General features: G+C 45.3%; 18 protein-coding genes. 5 read left to right on the plus strand and 13 right to left on the minus strand.

Going from position 1 to position 17,617, the window contains the following annotated elements; genetic code table 11:
• Nucleotides 1–93: 93 nt before the first annotated feature.
• Nucleotides 94–2,907, plus strand: a complete 2,814-nt coding sequence (barA, locus tag AB6E52_RS18070; protein WP_102319872.1) for a two-component sensor histidine kinase BarA — start codon at nt 94–96, stop codon at nt 2,905–2,907.
• 125 nt (nt 2,908–3,032) lie between these two features.
• On the opposite strand, the gene acpS is transcribed toward barA, so the two are convergent.
• The 11 genes from acpS to rpoE form a co-directional block, all read right to left on the minus strand.
• Nucleotides 3,033–3,413 carry a holo-ACP synthase gene (gene acpS, locus AB6E52_RS18075; RefSeq protein ID WP_017059039.1) on the minus strand — a complete coding sequence of 127 codons (381 nt, stop codon included), beginning with the start codon at nt 3,411–3,413 and terminating at the stop codon, nt 3,033–3,035.
• A 64-nt stretch (nt 3,414–3,477) separates the two neighbouring features.
• A complete protein-coding gene (gene pdxJ, locus AB6E52_RS18080; RefSeq protein WP_102319871.1) occupies nt 3,478–4,215 on the minus strand; it encodes a pyridoxine 5'-phosphate synthase in 738 nt (245 codons plus the stop codon).
• Entirely contained in the window at nt 4,212–4,940 is a 729-nt protein-coding gene (gene recO, locus AB6E52_RS18085) for a DNA repair protein RecO (RefSeq protein WP_019826299.1), read from the minus strand. Before recO ends, pdxJ begins: the two co-directional genes overlap by 4 nt.
• Nucleotides 4,941–5,042: 102 nt before the next feature.
• On the minus strand, nt 5,043–6,014 hold the full coding sequence (era, locus tag AB6E52_RS18090; protein ID WP_017059042.1) for a GTPase Era: 972 nt from the start codon (nt 6,012–6,014) through the stop codon (nt 5,043–5,045).
• Nucleotides 6,007–6,684 (minus strand): ribonuclease III, encoded by a 678-nt coding sequence (gene rnc / locus AB6E52_RS18095; RefSeq protein ID WP_017066012.1) that lies wholly within the window; start codon nt 6,682–6,684, stop codon nt 6,007–6,009. The genes era and rnc overlap by 8 nt, the downstream gene beginning before the upstream one ends.
• Nucleotides 6,685–6,710: 26 nt before the next feature.
• Nucleotides 6,711–7,607: a signal peptidase I gene (lepB, locus tag AB6E52_RS18100; protein WP_017068697.1), complete on the minus strand. Its 897-nt coding sequence runs from the start codon at nt 7,605–7,607 to the stop codon at nt 6,711–6,713.
• Between the two features lie 245 nt (nt 7,608–7,852).
• The gene (lepA, locus tag AB6E52_RS18105) at nt 7,853–9,646 is read right to left on the minus strand and encodes a translation elongation factor 4 (protein ID WP_017059045.1); all 1,794 of its coding nucleotides are present in this window, start codon (nt 9,644–9,646) and stop codon (nt 7,853–7,855) included.
• 137 nt (nt 9,647–9,783) lie between these two features.
• Entirely contained in the window at nt 9,784–10,254 is a 471-nt protein-coding gene (locus tag AB6E52_RS18110) for a SoxR reducing system RseC family protein (RefSeq protein WP_010435750.1), read from the minus strand.
• Nucleotides 10,251–11,213 (minus strand): sigma-E factor regulatory protein RseB, encoded by a 963-nt coding sequence (rseB, locus tag AB6E52_RS18115; RefSeq protein WP_016790280.1) that lies wholly within the window; start codon nt 11,211–11,213, stop codon nt 10,251–10,253. Before rseB ends, AB6E52_RS18110 begins: the two co-directional genes overlap by 4 nt.
• Nucleotides 11,210–11,833 carry a sigma-E factor negative regulatory protein gene (locus AB6E52_RS18120; protein WP_010435744.1) on the minus strand — a complete coding sequence of 208 codons (624 nt, stop codon included), beginning with the start codon at nt 11,831–11,833 and terminating at the stop codon, nt 11,210–11,212. The genes rseB and AB6E52_RS18120 overlap by 4 nt, the downstream gene beginning before the upstream one ends.
• Before the next feature lie 26 nt (nt 11,834–11,859).
• Nucleotides 11,860–12,438 (minus strand): RNA polymerase sigma factor RpoE, encoded by a 579-nt coding sequence (rpoE, locus tag AB6E52_RS18125; RefSeq protein WP_008223963.1) that lies wholly within the window; start codon nt 12,436–12,438, stop codon nt 11,860–11,862.
• A 389-nt stretch (nt 12,439–12,827) separates the two neighbouring features.
• Here rpoE and nadB point away from each other — a divergent pair, with 389 nt between their 5' ends.
• Nucleotides 12,828–14,444, plus strand: a complete 1,617-nt coding sequence (nadB, locus tag AB6E52_RS18130) for an L-aspartate oxidase (protein ID WP_017059049.1) — start codon at nt 12,828–12,830, stop codon at nt 14,442–14,444.
• 101 nt (nt 14,445–14,545) lie between these two features.
• Here the strand turns inward: nadB and AB6E52_RS18135 are convergent, their stop codons facing one another.
• Together AB6E52_RS18135 and AB6E52_RS18140 are read right to left on the minus strand one after the other, a co-directional pair.
• Nucleotides 14,546–14,965 carry a protein YgfX gene (locus AB6E52_RS18135; RefSeq protein WP_346763701.1) on the minus strand — a complete coding sequence of 140 codons (420 nt, stop codon included), beginning with the start codon at nt 14,963–14,965 and terminating at the stop codon, nt 14,546–14,548.
• The gene (locus AB6E52_RS18140) at nt 14,913–15,173 is read right to left on the minus strand and encodes a succinate dehydrogenase assembly factor 2 (protein WP_004735374.1); all 261 of its coding nucleotides are present in this window, start codon (nt 15,171–15,173) and stop codon (nt 14,913–14,915) included. The genes AB6E52_RS18135 and AB6E52_RS18140 overlap by 53 nt, the downstream gene beginning before the upstream one ends.
• A gap of 167 nt (nt 15,174–15,340) precedes the next feature.
• On the opposite strand from AB6E52_RS18140, the gene ygfZ reads away from it, so the two are divergent.
• From ygfZ to AB6E52_RS18155, 3 genes are all read left to right on the plus strand, one after another.
• The gene (gene ygfZ, locus AB6E52_RS18145; RefSeq protein ID WP_102319870.1) at nt 15,341–16,312 is read left to right on the plus strand and encodes a tRNA-modifying protein YgfZ; all 972 of its coding nucleotides are present in this window, start codon (nt 15,341–15,343) and stop codon (nt 16,310–16,312) included.
• A gap of 4 nt (nt 16,313–16,316) precedes the next feature.
• Nucleotides 16,317–16,778: an aminoacyl-tRNA deacylase gene (locus AB6E52_RS18150; RefSeq protein ID WP_102319957.1), complete on the plus strand. Its 462-nt coding sequence runs from the start codon at nt 16,317–16,319 to the stop codon at nt 16,776–16,778.
• Nucleotides 16,779–17,336: 558 nt separating this feature from the next.
• Complete coding sequence (locus tag AB6E52_RS18155) at nt 17,337–17,543, plus strand: DUF1107 domain-containing protein (protein ID WP_009847660.1); 207 nt, start codon at nt 17,337–17,339, stop codon at nt 17,541–17,543.
• Nucleotides 17,544–17,617 lie beyond the last annotated feature (74 nt).

The following is a 17,617-nucleotide window of genomic DNA, read 5'->3' on the forward strand; positions in this document are numbered from 1 at the left end:
CGAACGTCACGGCTTTGATTAAGCTTACCGTTCACTTAACCGCCATTGTGTGCGTTATTTTCCCATATCCAGACCTCGATGTAATTAAAGAACATGACCAGATATGGCTTAAGAGCCCGTGTAATTACCTTAACTCTAGCTCCAACCCTGATTATTGGGTTGCTATTGAGTGCATTTTTCTCATTTAACCGCTATCAAGACCTTGAAGGTCAAGTGGTTAACACTGGTACTAGCATCATTGAGCCACTTGCGATTACGAGTGAATCAGGCATGAAGCTCGAAAGTCGAGAGTCTGTTCGTCAGCTTATTAGCTATGCGCATCGAAAGAATTCTAAGCTAGTGCGCAGTATCGCGGTGTTTGATGAGCGTCATGAGTTGTTTGTAACCTCAAACTTCCACCCCGATTTTGAAAGCCTGACCTACCCCAAAGATAAACCGATCCCGCATTTAAGCTCATCGAACCTTCTCGATAATACGCTGATTCTGCGGACACCTATCATCGCCGAAGGCCAGTACATCAATTCAGCCAACGGTCAGTCTCAAGCTAATCAAGCGATCGGCTACATTGCGATTGAATTAGATCTTTCATCACTTCGATTGCAGCAATATCAAGAAGTGTTCTCTGCATTCTTAGTGTTGATTCTCGGGCTTGGTTTATCGGGCGTGTTTGCGTTCCGCTTAATGCACGATGTCACTCAACCGATCACACACATGAAAAACATGGTCGACCGAATTCGTCGAGGTCACCTAGATGTGCGTATCGAAGGTAAGATGCATGGTGAGCTAGACTCGCTGAAAAACGGTATCAATGCGATGGCGGTATCGCTATCAGAGTATCACGTCGAGATGCAGCACAGTATCGACCAGGCCACATCAGATTTGCGTGAAACTCTTGAACAGCTAGAGATTCAAAACGTTGAGTTAGACATCGCGAAGAAACGCGCTCAAGAAGCGGCTCGTGTTAAGTCTGAGTTCTTAGCGAATATGTCTCACGAATTGAGAACGCCGCTGAACGGTGTGATTGGCTTTACTCGTCAAATGCTCAAGACTCACCTATCGAACAGTCAAACCGATTACCTACAAACCATTGAACGCTCGGCAAACAACCTGCTTAGCATCATCAACGATATCTTGGACTTCTCGAAACTTGAAGCCGGTAAATTAGCCCTAGAGAACATCCCATTTGAATTCCAAGCCAGCCTTGAAGAGGTAGTAAACCTTCAAGCAACCAACGCTCATGAGAAAGGCCTAGAACTGACACTGAAGATCGACCCTAAAGTACCGCCAGGTGTGGTGGGCGATCCACTGCGTATTCAGCAGATCCTAACCAACCTTGTTGGTAACTCAATCAAGTTTACCGAACGCGGCAACATTGATATCAGCGTTGAGCTTCGCTCACAAAGTGAAGACAACATCGAGCTGCAATTCATGGTTCGCGATACGGGTATTGGTATTTCTGAGCGTCAACAAGCTCAGCTTTTCCAAGCTTTCAGCCAAGCCGATGCAAGTATCTCTCGTCGTTACGGCGGTACAGGCTTAGGTCTGGTTATCACCCAAAAACTGGTCAGCCAAATGGGCGGAGAGATCAGCCTAACCAGTCGTCTTCACCAAGGCTCTACCTTCTGGTTCACCTTGAGACTATCAACGACTGATATGCCGATGACAGAGCTGATTGAGACGCAGTGTCTGCAAGACAAACAACTGCTGCTTATCGAGCCAAACATGCAAGCGGCATCGATTACTCAGCAAATCCTAACCCAAGAAGGCTTAGTGGTAACGTATCGTTCGGTGATGCCAGATGAGACGACCTCGTATGACTACGTTCTGCTTAACCTAGCCGCCAACCAAGAGTATCAATTTGATACTGTGAGTGGTTGGGCGATCGGTGCGAAGAAGATTGCTCAAAACGTGATTATTGGTACACCAAGTACCGAGCTAGCGTTGGGTGAGCAACTAATGAAAGAGGTCGATGTTCAGTGCATCACTAAGCCTCTTTCTCGTAAGAAGTTGCTGCAAACTCTGGTATCGAATCAGGCACCTACCTTGATTGCACCAGCGATTGAAACGCATTCTGAAGAGAAGTTACCGCTTACTGTGATGGCAGTAGACGACAACCCAGCCAACCTTAAGTTGATTACCGCGCTGCTTAAAGAGCGTGTAGAAACCGTCATCAGTTGTACCAGTGGTCAGCAGGCTATAGACAAAGCGACAGAGACGCCATTTGATATCATCTTCATGGATATTCAAATGCCACAGATGGACGGTGTGACCGCTTGCCAGAACATCAAAAAACTGGCGAACAATGCGAACACACCTGTGATAGCCGTAACCGCGCATGCAATGATTGGCGAACGAGATCGACTACTTGAAGCGGGCATGGATGACTACCTAACCAAACCTATTGAAGAGCATGTTTTACAGCAGGTTCTGATTCATTGGAGCCCGACCTCTGAGGTTGAGCACATCGAAAAAATAGATCCAGACCACCCAGCGGTCTCTGCTGAAGTCGACAATGGTCCGGTGTCAGAAACTGAAGCCAGCGTGCACACAAACATCATCATTGATTGGCAAGCTGCGATGAAACAAGCCGCCAATAAAGAAGACCTCGCACGCGATATGCTGCAAATGCTCGTCGACTTTATTCCAGAGGTGTATGAGGCAGCAGACAAAGCGATAGAAGACAGTGACTATCCAGTTGAAGAGCTGATACACATCATTCACAAGATGCATGGCAGCAGCTCGTACAGCGGCGTACCAAGGCTAAAATCGGTATGTGCGACAATAGAGAAAGAGCTGCGTTCAGGTACTTCTGTTGAAGACATTGAACCTGAGCTTTTCGAGCTTCAGGATGAATTAGATAAGGTTCAAGCAACCGCAATTCACTACTTGAAACCGGCGAAGGCCTAGCGGGTACTTGTTACTCACTAGTATTCTTTAGAGGGTTTACCCGCCAATAAAAAAGCAGAGCTCATGAGCTCTGCTTTTTTCTGTCTAGAGCCAAGAGCACTAGATATAAAGTCGCGATAATCTGTTTACGATTCGAGTAACACCGTTGCCACAGCGTAGTGACGCTCATCCGAGATAGTCAGATGAATCGATGTTGTGCCATTCGCCTCTGCGATTTCACGCGCTTTTTTATGCAAGCTCAGAACTGGCTTGCCATGCTCATCGTTTGAAATCTCAAAGTCGTGGAAGGTCACACCCAGCGCGATACCCGTACCTAACGCCTTAGATGCCGCTTCTTTGGCAGCAAAACGTTTTGCAAGGTAACGCCCTTTTTGCTTGAGTTGCTGGAATACTTCAAATTCAGAATCAGTCAAAATACGCTGAGCAAAAGCGTCACCACTTCGTGACAATGCCTTTTCAACACGTTCAATTTCTGCGATATCTGTACCTAATCCAACAACAGCCATGCTTACCCTACTACTAAACTTCTATCTATTAATTCTACTAATTCGTCGCTTACGGTTTAGAAAATTAAGCGTTGTTGCGTGCTGTTTCCATCACAGCTTTCATGTCTGCAACGGCTTTGTTCAAACCATCAAACACTGCGCGTCCCATGATCGAGTGACCGATGTTCAGCTCGTAGATCTCAGGAAGAGCCGCAATCGGTGCTACGTTGTGGTAAGTCAGACCATGACCCGCATTGACTGTGATACCTAAGTCATCTGCATAGCTTGCGCCTGCTGCGATCTTCTTAAGCTCGTCTTGTTGATCTTCTTCTGTCTTAGCATCAGCATAGTGACCCGTGTGCAGTTCAATGAACGGTGCGCCACACGCTTTTGCAGCATCGATTTGCTCACGGTCAGCATCGATAAACAGAGATACCTTGATACCTGCTGCAGACAGTTTTTGTGTCGCCGCTTTGATCTTCTCTAGTTGACCAACTACGTCCAAGCCACCTTCAGTGGTTAGCTCTTCACGTTTTTCAGGAACCAGACAAACAAACTCAGGATTAGTATCGAGTGCAATTTGAACCATCTCGTCCGTTACGGCCATCTCCAAGTTCATGCGAGTTTGAAGTGTTTCAGCCAGAATACGCACATCGCGATCAACGATGTGACGACGGTCTTCACGCAGGTGAATAGTAATGCCATCTGCACCAGCACGTTCAGCGATTTCAGCTGCGTGTACTGGATCTGGGTATTTAGTACCACGTGCATTACGTAGTGTTGCAATATGGTCGATATTAACGCCTAAAAGGATTGAGCTCATTTTCCAATACTCCGTGCTCTGGAGAGGGCTATTGTTGGCATAAATAGCTCTCTACTTTTTAATGGTTTGCCGCCAAGATACGGCTTTAAGGCTATGCGTGTAAAGCGTTTTGCCGCTTTTAACTGCTCTTTAGTGATAAACCTACGTTCGCTGATTGCAATAAGTTCATCGCCCATAAAAGTCAGGTTATCTCGACGTACTGAAGCGATGAAACCTTTCTGCTCTCGATAGCGATAAGTCATGCTCGGATCAATCGCTTCGCCAGTGCCCGCGCAGTGTAAAAAGTCGACGCCGTAACCCATAGCAGATAATAGAGCCAGCTCAAAGCGACGCAGTGCTGGCTCAGGATTATCATTATGCGCCAGCTCTGTTAAAGCATGAAGATAGTCGTGAAAAAGTGCAGGCATCGGTACTTCCGCCATCAATACCCGACCGATAAGCTCGTTCACGTACATGCCTGAATACAGATTAATACCGGCGAGAGGGAGCCCCAAGCTGATAGGTTCAGCTTGGCGTAAGGTTTTCATCGAACCATTACCAGACCACTTAAGCAATAGCGGCGTAAAAGGTTGTAATGCACCTTTCAAATTGGAACGCTTGCTGCGAGCGCCTTTAGACATCAACGTCACCCGACCGAACTCTTCGCTGAAGACGTCCAAGATCAGGCTCGACTCACTGTATGGTCGACGGTGCAACACAAAGCATCGCTGTAACCCTTCGCTCAATCACTTACCCTTATTACAGATACAAAAAGAGAGAGTTCGCACTCTCTCTTGGATTTATCTTCAGTTCAACTTTCTTAATCTCAGAAAGTGACGTTCAATATATTATAGATCGTCGATGTAGCCTAACGAGCGAAGTGCACGCTCATCATCAGCCCAGCCAGATTTAACCTTGACCCAAGTCTCTAGGTAAACCTTACGGCCGAATAGCTCTTCCATATCGATACGCGCTTCACGACCAATCGTTTTGATCTTCTCGCCCGCTTTACCAATCACCATTTTCTTCTGGCCTGTACGCTCAACAAGAATCAGTGCATTGATGTGGAAGCCATCGTTATCTGGGTTGTAATCGAAACGTTCGATTTCAACCGTTACCGAGTAAGGTAGCTCGTCACCCGTAAAGCGCATCAGCTTTTCACGGATAATTTCAGAGGCCATAAAACGTTGCGAGCGATCAGTCACGTATTCTTCAGGGAAGTGGTGTGTCGCTTTAGGTAAATGTTCACGTACGTGCTTACGCAGTACATCAATATTTTTACCTTGCTTCGCTGAGATTGGCACTACATCAATGAAGTCCATCTTCTTAGAGACTTCCATCATGTGCTGCATCACGTTAGTACGGTCTTGAACGTTATCTACTTTGTTGATGCAAAGTACAACTGGGAAGTCAGTCTTCTTCAGTTTGTTCAGAACCATCTCATCGTCGTCAGTCCAGTGAGTACCATCGACAAGGAAGAATACTAGGTTTACATCACTCAATGAGCTGTTCGCCGCACGGTTCATCAAGCGGTTGATGGCACGCTTTTCTTCAATATGAAGTCCAGGAGTATCAACAAAGATCGCTTGGTAATCACCCTCAGTTTCAACGCCCATAATACGGTGACGTGTCGTCTGTGGTTTACGTGATGTAATAGAAATCTTCTGACCCAGAATATGGTTCAGAAGCGTCGACTTACCTACATTTGGGCGACCGACAATAGCGATGAAGCCACAGTGTTGGTTTTCCGGTAGGCCTGTTTTTTTGCTATCAGATGAAAAGAATGCATCGATATCGAAATCTTGGTTGTTATCAGACATTGCTTAGTTGCTCTAATGCTGTTTCAGCAGCCGCTTGTTCTGCCTTGCGGCGGCTAGTGCCTTTACCGATAACAGGTTTATCCACACCTGCCACTTCACACTCAACCGTAAACTCTTGGTTGTGTGCTTCACCTTTAATATTAGTCACTGTGTAGACAGGTAGAGGATTTCTTCGACCTTGCAAAAACTCTTGTAGGCGAGTTTTCGGATCTTTTTGAGATACTCCAGGCTGAATAGCATCTAGGCGAGATTGGTACCAGCTTAAAATAATGCCGCGAACCGTCTCGGTATCACTATCTAAATAGACAGCGCCGATGACCGCTTCAACCGCATCCGCTAGAATAGAATCACGACGGAAACCGCCACTCTTCAACTCACCTGGACCTAATTTTAAGTAATCTCCTAGTTCGAATTCACGACCTAGTTCTGCCAATGTATGACCACGTACTAATGTTGCGCGCATGCGGCTCATATCACCTTCGTTTACCTTAGGAAAACGGTGGTAAAGATCATCAGCGATAACAAAACTTAAAATTGAATCGCCCAGAAACTCAAGACGTTCGTTATGTTTACCTGCGGCGCTGCGGTGAGTCAGCGCCAAGTGGATAAGATCGGCATCATTAAACTGATAGCCAATCTTTCTCTCTAGTTTATCAATTGGAGAATTCATGCTCTCTCGATGTGTTATGTGATCGATTAATGAATCCCACCGATGCGATTAAAACGCACACCAGTAGGAATCCATGTTGGAAGTACACTGTCTGAACCGCGTTCGAATTCGAAGCTGATCCAAATAGCAACGGCCTTACCAACAAGGTTTGCTTCAGGGACAAAGCCCCAGTAACGGCTATCGGCACTGTTGTCACGGTTATCACCCATCACAAAGTACTGGCCTTCTGGAACGACCCATTCGTTAACACCATTGCGAGGCTGATATGCTTGCACACGATCGCGGCGCAATGGGTTAACTAAAATCTGGTGTTCTACGTCTCCAAGCTGTTCGTTCAGCTGAATCAGAGGCACACCATCTTGAATAAATTGGCTCTCTTCAACATTACTTAGTTTCACTGGTTCACAGCTACTTGTACCCTTCGCCTGAATGCAGATCTCTTTACGACTGCTGTAGCGAATGGTGTCACCTGGCATACCAACAACACGCTTGATGTAGTCGATGTTAGGCTGAGGTGGGTACTTAAATACGATTGAATCACCACGCTCTGGCTTGCCCGTTTCTACCAGTTGAGTGCGCCATACTGGGTCTTTTAGACCGTACGCGTACTTCTCTACCAAGATGAAGTCACCAACCAAAAGCGTTGGCATCATCGAGCCAGAAGGGATTTGAAACGGTTCATAAATAAATGAACGCAGAACCAAAACAAATGCAATTACCGGGAAAATGGACACACTGTTCTCAACCCACCAAGGTTGAGCCGTAACTTTTGCGCTAGTTTCAGCGTCTAGGCCATTCGATTGTGCTTCAACGTCAGCAAGCTTTTGCTGGCGCTTCTTCGCCCACACAAACTTTTCCAACGCCCATACAATGCCGGTCACTAGAGTTACGATCACTAAGATAAGCGAAAATGTATTAGCCATTGATATCCCTTAAATTTCATTTCTTTAAAAATAACGAAAGTGAAAGAGTATAACCCTTTCACTCTGCTTAATATTTCTAATCTGTATCAATCATGCTGACTAAATGCTGGGGAGATTACGCAGGAAAAATCGTTTAGTTCGAGGCGCAAAGTGCAGTGACTAGTGGGCCTAATTGCAATCTTTGCAACAAAGAAATAAACGATTTTAACCAGTAATGTTCAGCAGATAGTTAGTGCGATTGATACCTAGTCTTTGCCAACATGAAGGATTGCAAGGAAAGCTTCTTGAGGCAGTTCAACGTTACCGATCTGCTTCATACGCTTCTTACCTTCTTTTTGTTTCTTAAGAAGTTTCTTCTTACGACTGATATCACCACCGTAACATTTTGCGATTACGTTCTTACGCAGTTGTTTCACTGTAGAACGAGCAATGATGTGGTTACCAATCGCTGCTTGAATCGCGATATCGAACATCTGACGAGGGATGAATTCTTTCATCTTCTCTACCAGTAGACGACCACGAGACTGAGCAATATCTTTGTGCGTAATGATAGCTAGTGCATCAACTGTTTCGCCATTCAGCAGTACGTCTACACGTACCATGTTTGATGGCTCGTAACGTTGGAAGTTGTAATCCAATGATGCATAGCCGCGAGACGTTGACTTCAGACGGTCGAAGAAGTCTAGAACTACTTCTGCCATAGGAAGATCGTACGTCACAGCAACTTGGTTACCGTGGTAGACCATGTCTACTTGTACGCCACGCTTCTCAACACACAGTGTGATTACGTTACCTAGGTAATCCGAAGGTACCAGAATATTACAGCGTGCAATTGGCTCACGAATTTCTTCTAGGTCATTAACCGCTGGCAGTTTAGCCGGGCTATCAACGTAAAGAACCGTTTTATCTGTTTTTACAACTTCATACACTACTGTTGGAGCAGTTGTGATTAGGTCTAGGTCGTATTCACGCTCTAGACGCTCTTGGATGATCTCCATGTGAAGCATTCCTAAGAAGCCACAACGGAAACCAAAACCAAGTGCTGCTGAACTTTCTGGTTCAAAGAACAGTGATGCATCGTTCAGGCTTAATTTGCCTAACGCGTCACGGAAGTTTTCGTAGTCATCAGATGATACAGGGAATAGACCAGCGTATACCTGAGGCTTCACTTTTTGGAAACCAGGTAGACGTTCAGTGCTGCCGCCTTTTGCAAGCGTCAACGTATCACCAACCGGTGCACCTAGGATGTCTTTAATACCACAAACAACCCAACCTACTTCGCCAGTATTTAGCTCTGTAGTATCGATTTGCTTAGGCGTGAAGATACCTAGACGGTCAACACCCCATACTTGGTCTGTCGACATTACTTTGATCTTATCGTTCTTCTTCAGCTTACCGTTTTTGATACGAACCAAAGAAACTACGCCAAGGTAGTTATCGAACCAAGAGTCAATGATCAACGCTTGTAGAGGCGCTTCAGGATCACCTTCCGGTGGCGGGATTGCCGTCACGATGTTTTCTAGAACATCATCAACACCCAAACCTGTTTTCGCAGAACAGCGAGTCGCTTCCATCGCATCGATGCCAACGATCTCTTCGATTTCTTCAGCAACACGTTCTGGTTCAGCAGCTGGTAGGTCAATCTTGTTCAAGATTGGCACTACTTCCAGTTCCATTTCGATTGCTGTGTAACAGTTTGCTAGAGTTTGTGCTTCAACACCTTGGCCAGCATCCACTACAAGTAGTGCGCCTTCACAAGCCGCTAGAGAACGAGATACTTCGTAAGAAAAGTCTACGTGTCCAGGAGTGTCGATAAAGTTAAGTTGGTAAGTTTCACCATCTTTAGCTTTATAATCTAAAGTCACACTCTGCGCTTTAATTGTAATACCACGCTCGCGTTCTATATCCATAGAATCGAGGACTTGAGCTGCCATCTCACGTTCACTTAATCCTCCACAAACTTGGATTAAGCGGTCAGAAAGGGTCGACTTACCGTGGTCGATGTGGGCGATAATCGAAAAATTACGAATGTGCTTCATAGGCTTGGTGTGACTAAACTCTTTGAATAGGGATAATAAGAAAGCCGCGACACGTCCAATCTAGATTCAGCATTGGTGGCGGCATTTCAATCAAGTTGGCAGATTCTACCCAATTTAAGGGCAAGAAGCATCATAAATTAGACGAGAGACTCACCTAGAATTCGAATCAATACGACTTCTTGCTTGGATTTGTCTTCCATAGGTTTGGCCAACCGCTTCGCTAAGGCAATCCCACCAGCAGTAAACAGCGCTGCACTGAGTATGACTATCCCCTCGCCCCCTTGGAGCAAGGGTTGTAACAAGAGTTGTCCAAAACCAGCACCAATCATCAACATGAAAAGTGGGATGAGATAAACGATCGCAGCCGACTGAAGTAGGCTTTTTTCTGGAAAGCCAATTTCTACAATTTGTCCTGCTTTGACTAAACTTTTGGTTTTAAGCTGCCAAAACAAAGATTTATTGCCAACAGCCTTAGTCACAATACCCGTGCCGCAGCTTTTTTGAGAAGAGCAACTGCTACAACTAGTTTGTTGTTCACAGCTCAGCTGAACAAAATATTGCTTACCTGTTCGTTCGACCGAGCTAACGGTCGCTAACGCGGTCATCATTGCGTTGACACCTGTTTGTTGAACGTCACAGATTGAGCTACACGTTTGGCGGTTGCTGGCGGAATATCACCAACGACAGAGATTTCTTTATCGCCAATCACTAAGCTGTGTAAGGTTCTGCGCCCTTGGCGTACCAATTGCCCTTTCAATGAATGCTCATCTTTATCGGCGATATACACAGAAAAGCTAAACAACCCATCACTAAACAGCTGACTTTCGACCATTTTATCGGTCGCTGCCATTTGATAACGACTAAGCTCTTTTGACTTAAACCCTTCCGGAATCCAGGCAGCTTGCCAGTTAGTTTCGCTCACAAGACCTTCTGGCAGTGATAGAACCTTAGGTAACTGAGCTTGATTCAAGCCTCCCATAGCCTCGGCAATCTTGTCACTCACCACGAAAGAGATGGTGCGGTACTGTTCAAGCACTTCGCCATCACGGTCAAGAAGGTCTGCACGCAATGGAAGGCTCGTTTTTTCATCAACCCAAACCACGTAAGAGTAACGAAGGCCGTCTTTCGGCACGACACGTAGGACTTGAGTGGTGCTGCCCGCCTCACGAGAACGTCCAACTTTTACAAAGTCGTAGAACTGATTAAGAGATTCGATATCTCGATTAATCATTGGAATAACAGGTGCAACCATACTGCCAGACTGAATAGTAAAAGGCTCTGTTCCCGGTTCGATATAGCTAACTTCATTGCCACGTCGAATGACTTCACGAACAGGGCCACTCAGATAAACAAGGTGTGCAAGTTGTTGGTCGTCTTTAACTGCATGTCGATAAACCAGAGGTTCGATACTGCTCTTCTTTATCAATATGTAGGAGAGTTCGTAATTTAGATGCTGACTGGCCTCGTTCATTTGATGTAACAATGCCTTTGCAGTAGTTTCCTCTGCAAAGGCTGTTGGAGACATCAAGCTGAACAGTGTCAGTGCACTGACCAGGATTTTCTTCATTCAATGTCCGATTCTAGATGTGCATCTTGCATTGGCGATGCATCACTGTTTAATCTTAGTTGTAGCTCATAATCTTCTAGCATTGCATGAACGCGTTTACGCTGCTCTTGCAAGTTAGCTTCAGATGCAGGCTTTTCAACAGAGTCACGAGTCAAGCTTACTGGTTCAGCAGAGCCCGCAAATGGAATCGTTTGTAGCACAGGCAACTGTTCTGGTGCTGCTGGATCGCTACCACCATATTGCTGAACACCTAGAACAACGGCCAGAGAAACACACGCTGCCACGGCAACTTGTCCAAACTGTTGTAACCACGCAGGAAGCTGACGCTTCGCTTGCTGAGGTTTGGGCTGCTCTTCAATTGGAGTAACAGCCGGTTCTAAATTCACTTGGTGCAGATTCGACATTGAACCATGAGCAGGCTCATTATCAAGAGCTGCCGCAACACTGTTAGCAATGTTCCACTCTGGAGTTTCTGGCGCATCCCCACGCATAACATCACCAATTAAATGGTAACTCTGCCAGGTATCCATGCTTTCTTGATCAGATTCTAGGTCTACTATGAGAGCTTTATCGATCGTTTCACCATCCATGAGTGCCGAAAGCTTTTCTTTATCAGCCATTATTTTCACCATAATTATTACAAGTTCTAGCGTTGCAAAAGAGGCTTAATTTTCTTTTCCACCGCTTCACGAGCTCGGAAAATACGCGAACGTACGGTTCCTACAGGGCAATCCATTACTTCTGCAATCTCTTCGTAGCTCAAACCTTCGAGCTCTCGCAACGTCATTGCAGTTTTTAAGTCTTCTGGTAGCGCTTCAATCGCTCCAAAAACAACTTGTTTCAATTCTTTAGACAGCGTTAAGTTCTCAGGGTTCGATATTTCTTTTAACGCGCTGCCTGTTTCGTAATATTCTGCATCTTCTGCATCTACATCGGTTGCTGGCGGCCTACGGCTTTGGGCAACGATATGATTTTTAGCGGTGTTCACGGCAATTCGGTATAACCATGTATAGAAGGCACTCTCGCCACGAAAGTTAGGTATCGCGCGGTAAGCTTTAATAAAAGCTTCTTGTGCTACATCAGGTACATCACCGGAATTATTCACGTATCGAGAGATAAGATTACAAACTTTGTTTTGATACTTAACCACTAGTAAGTTAAATGCCTGCTTATCTCCACTCTGAACTCGCTCAATCAACACTTGATCGGTTAGCTGCTCGTTCATTCGAGCGGGTACTCCTATTGTTATAACCCTCACCTTCACAGATATGGGTACTAATTATGCGAAATGTAGTATTGACACCACCGTCTACAAGAGCACTATTGTGACTAAGCCAAATACCGAAAGTTCCAACTTTCTTAAAATTATTTGCCATTATTGTTTCACAATGTGATGTAATAAAAATAGCTATCCCTATCAATTTGGGGAAACTTGAGCAAAAGCAATGGTATTGAGCAATTAAATATTTCTAGATAGCTGTCTATATATTGATTTTGCATAGCGTTTAAGGATGACTCTGGAGAGATTATAACAGTCTTAGCCAAACTCCTAAAACAAGACAAAGTCAATTGAGAGTGGACAACTCGACTATAGCCCGGGATTTAATAAGTTTTATGAACGCAAACCGTGAACATCAGTGTGATGTATTAGTGGTAGGAAGTGGTGCGGCAGGCTTGTCATTAGCCTTACGCGTAGCAGAACATGCAAAAGTAATTGTATTAAGCAAAGGACCACGCAGCGAAGGATCGACGTATTACGCACAAGGTGGTATCGCCGCGGTGTTCGATGAGTCGGACAGTATTGAGTCTCATGTAGAGGATACTCAAATCGCTGGGGCTGGGTTATGCGAAGAAGATACAGTTCAATTCATTGCTGAAAATGCGAAAGAGTGTGTGCAATGGCTGATTGATGGTGGTGTTCCATTTGATAAAGATGAGAACAGCACAGAAGGCCAACCAAAATATCACCTCACTCGTGAGGGTGGCCACAGTCACCGCAGAATTCTGCACGCTGCCGATGCAACTGGCATGGCGATGCAAACCTCACTACAAGATAACGTCAACAACCACCCAAATATCGAGATCTTCGAGCGCCACAATGCGCTGGATTTGATCACGGAAGATAAGATTGGTGGTTCAAAAGACAAGGTGATCGGTGCCTACATTTGGAACCGTAACCAAGAACATGTTGAAACCGTGCGCGCTAAGTTTGTTGTATTAGCAACAGGCGGCGCTTCAAAGGTTTACCAATACACCTCTAACCCAGATGTTTCTTCAGGTGATGGTATTGCTATCGCTTGGCGTGCGGGTTGTCGTGTGGCAAACCTTGAGTTCAACCAGTTCCACCCAACTTGTTTATTCCACCCAGAAGCGCGTAACTTCCTACTAACGGAAGCACTGCGTGGTGAAGGTGCTTACTTGCGTCGTCCAGATGGTTCTCGCTTTATGAAGGACTTCGATGAGCGCGGTGAACTGGCGCCACGTGATGTGGTTGCTCGTGCAATTGACTTCGAAATGAAGCGCTTAGGTGCCGACTGTATGTATGTTGATATCAGCCACAAGCCTGAAGAATTCATAACAGCGCACTTCCCGATGATCCATACTCGCTTGATGGACTTGGGCATCGACATGACCAAAGAGCCGATCCCTATCGTACCAGCCGCTCACTACACGTGTGGTGGTGTCATGGTGAATAAGCAGGGTCAAACCGACCTAACGAACTTGTATGCGATTGGCGAAGTGAGCTACACCGGCTTACACGGTGCAAACCGAATGGCTTCTAACTCACTGCTTGAGTGTGTGGTTTACGCATGGGCAGCAGCAAAAGATATCGTTGAGAACATCGACCAATCTCAACTGTGCGCTGAACTGCCAGCATGGGATGAAAGCCAGGTCACCAACAGTGATGAAGAAGTTATCATTCAACACAACTGGCACGAACTGCGCCTATTCATGTGGGATTACATGGGCATTGTTCGAACGGATAAACGACTAGAGCGAGCATTGCGTCGCATTCAGATGCTGCAACAAGAAACTCATGAGTACTACAGCTACTTCAAGGTTTCGAATAACTTATTAGAACTGCGTAATTTGCTACAAGTGGCAGAGCTAATGGTTCGTTGTGCAATGCAGCGCAAAGAGAGCCGCGGCCTACACTACACGTTGGATTACCCTGAACTTGCTGAAGACAGTGGCCCAACGATTCTGACGCCAGAGAAACGCCAATCATAATAATTGGTTAAACGTGCTTAGCGAATTAGCCGTCAGCGGAAAATGATTAAACGAAAGGGAGCCGAGAGCTCCCTTTTCTTTTGTCTAACGCTTTCTTTTATCTAGCGTGTTCGTTGTAAGTTCGCCAGAAAATGACGATATTCGCGCTCGCAACAGCTGTCTCGCCAAAGCAGTACCGAGTGCCCACATTCAAACTGTAATTTAACGAAGAACTGCGCCCAGATCTTATCAACGGACTTGAGTCGGTAAGTTCGGTCATTGAGTCGAATATCACCATCCTCTTTATAATCAAAACGGCCATGGGCACTATTCAAAATCAGATGATTAGTTTGAAGCAGATGAATCAGCAGTGCCAAGCAATAAAGGCTGACAACAAGTGGAATAGAAGACAGGACGATGAAAAACAAAAGGCACCCGAAAACAGTGCCCTTTGCGAATAATGCGGAATATGAAGGGTTAAGCTGGAGCTTAACGAACCTTGCTGAGGTTGTGTGCGACAATTTTATCAACCATTGATGCATGGCCTAGGTTTTCACTGCGTCCGTGTCCCATCACCCAAGTAAACAAATCTGGGTCATCACACTCTAATAGAGAAACAAACTCGCGCTGTTCCTGCTCTTGCAATGAATCAAAACACTCTTCGAAAAATGGCATGATGACTACATCAAGTTCTAACATGCCGCGACGGCAACCCCATTTAATTCGTGCTTTCTGCTCTGCAGTGTACATTGGCTATCCTCACCTATAATTTTTCTTTCTCGGAGTGTAACAAGTCATACGCCCTGTAACTACTATGTGAGTCACAGTCCCTATCTAAGCTCACAAAAAAACCTAGGCTGACAAAGAAACAGAACCGGATTAACATAGAGCCAAATAAAATTCTTAGGAAAGATAAAATGGATTGGAAAAACACATTTCAGCCACTCGCTCATACGCAAAATGAATCGCTTCCAGAACTGATGATGACACACGTGTCAGACTGGAGCGCAATCACCATGATAGGCGATGACAAAAAGTCGTACCTACAGGGTCAAGTAACGTGCGATGTCGTCACTCTTCCTAATGATGAATCCACATTAGGCGCGCACTGTGATGCAAAAGGAAAGGTATGGAGTATCTTTCGTTTGTTCCACCACAACGGTGGCTACGCACTCATGCAACCTAAATCAGCGATTGAAGTCGAGCTCGTTGAAATCAAGAAGTACGCGGTGTTCTCTAAGGTCGATATCGAGCAAACGTCTGACGTTGTTATCGGTGTGATGGGTTCGTCAGCTAATCAATACATTGATTCTATTTCAGAAAGCCAAGGTAATGTGCGTGCTATCTCTGGTGGTACAGCGGTTCAAGTTGCAGATAACCGCTGGGCTCTACTTGTGACAGAAGAAGCCGCTGAAGCCTTGGTATCAAACAGCGCTGCGGAGAAAGTATCAGAAACACTTTGGCAATATCATGAAATTCTTGATGCTCAGCCTAACCTATCGAAAGCAGAGCAAAACGAGCACATCCCTCAAGCGCTTAACCTGCAAGCGATTGATGGAATCAGCTTTTCAAAAGGCTGCTACACAGGTCAAGAAACGGTAGCTCGTGCCAAGTACCGTGGTATGAACAAGCGTGAGATGCGCATTGTTTCAGGAACGACAGCAGAAGTATTGTCTCTAGAGAACCCAATTGAACTAGAGCGTAGCGTGGGTGAGAACTGGCGTGGCGCAGGCCGACTATTAAACGTCTATCAATTTGCTGATAACCGAGCGATTGGTTTGATGGTACTGCCAAACAACCTTGATGACGATGTTCAGCTGCGACTGACCGCGCAGCCTGATCAAACATGGAATATCCTGCCACTGCCGTACAGCCTTGACGACGAGTAACCACGTGGAAACGCAGATTACACAATGGCTGGATCAACAGCAGGTGAATTATCGCCTGCTGATGCAAAGCAAGCCAACCACCAGCATTGAAGAAACCGCACAAGAGCGAGGCATCGACGCCTCTCAAATGGTGAAGTGCATCCTGCTTAAGGATATGGGTAACCAGTATGCGTTAGCCTGTACTGCTGGTGACCGCTCTGTCGATCCCAAGAAAGTACGCTCGGTACTGAATTGCCGTCGAATGACCTGCGTGTCTCTCGCTGATGTTGAAACAATCACTGGCTTTAAAGTGGGTTGTGTTGGCCCGCTCGCTCTCAAGAGACACATGCCGATCATTTTTGATCCTTCCATTCAAAACAACTCGACCGTAACCATTAGCGCCGGCGACCGAATGGCTGGCGTTGCGCTGGATCTCAATGATCTTATGGCGCTATGTGCACCGACCGTCGCGGACATCAGTCGATGATCGTTTAGATCATGCTTCGCAAACTTCATTTTAATATTTCATTGAGTACATTTTTAGTGTGAACCTCGTCATAAGAAGAACACACCATTAATAAATAGTTACTCAAAATAAAAGCATAAGTAGTCACAAAGTTAAATTTGCGTTATTGTAAATTTACTGACTAGCTATTAAGCAAATCAGTGCAAGTGAATCCACTGAGTAACATCAGTATCCACTTTTGTGTAATGCATCTGTGACTATTCGCCCGTTTTAGACGGGCTTTTTTTTTGTCCGAAATTTACAATTTGATTACACAAACAAAAAAATCCCGCCTATTCTTATACTTGTAACATTATCACTGCTTAATACTGAACAGAAAAGTTCACGGCAGTTCACTACTCAGTATTATTTTGGGGAGGAGCTCACGTAAAAATAGATATTTACTGAAGAAAGTGCTTAGAACAGCACAAATATCTAATTAACGTCAACGCTACTGCATATAACTCCATGCTTATCACAATTATTATCTCGGAGTTTTTCTATAATATGCAGGCTAGGTAAATATAAGGATAATTAAGAATGAGACTGTTTAAGCGCTATACACCGAGTATGATTGCTAAACATGTAAGTCGACTTTTCAAAGGACGAATCTACATTTACGGCGTAGGAAAATTTGAGTTTGATAACGGTAAGCTAGTGCTACCAGACCGAGCAGAAAAACGTCACTTTCAAACAGTGAAAGAAATAAATAGTGAAATCATGAAACTGCGCTGCGCGTACGCATGACCTGATTATCTACAGAATTAAATCGAGTAGGAGGAGGCCTCACGGCCTCCGTCCTCTCACACCACCGTACAAGC

This window comes from Vibrio sp. 10N.247.311.13 (assembly GCF_041467595.1).
In the GTDB taxonomy this organism is placed as follows: Bacteria; Pseudomonadota; Gammaproteobacteria; order Enterobacterales; family Vibrionaceae; genus Vibrio; species Vibrio crassostreae_C.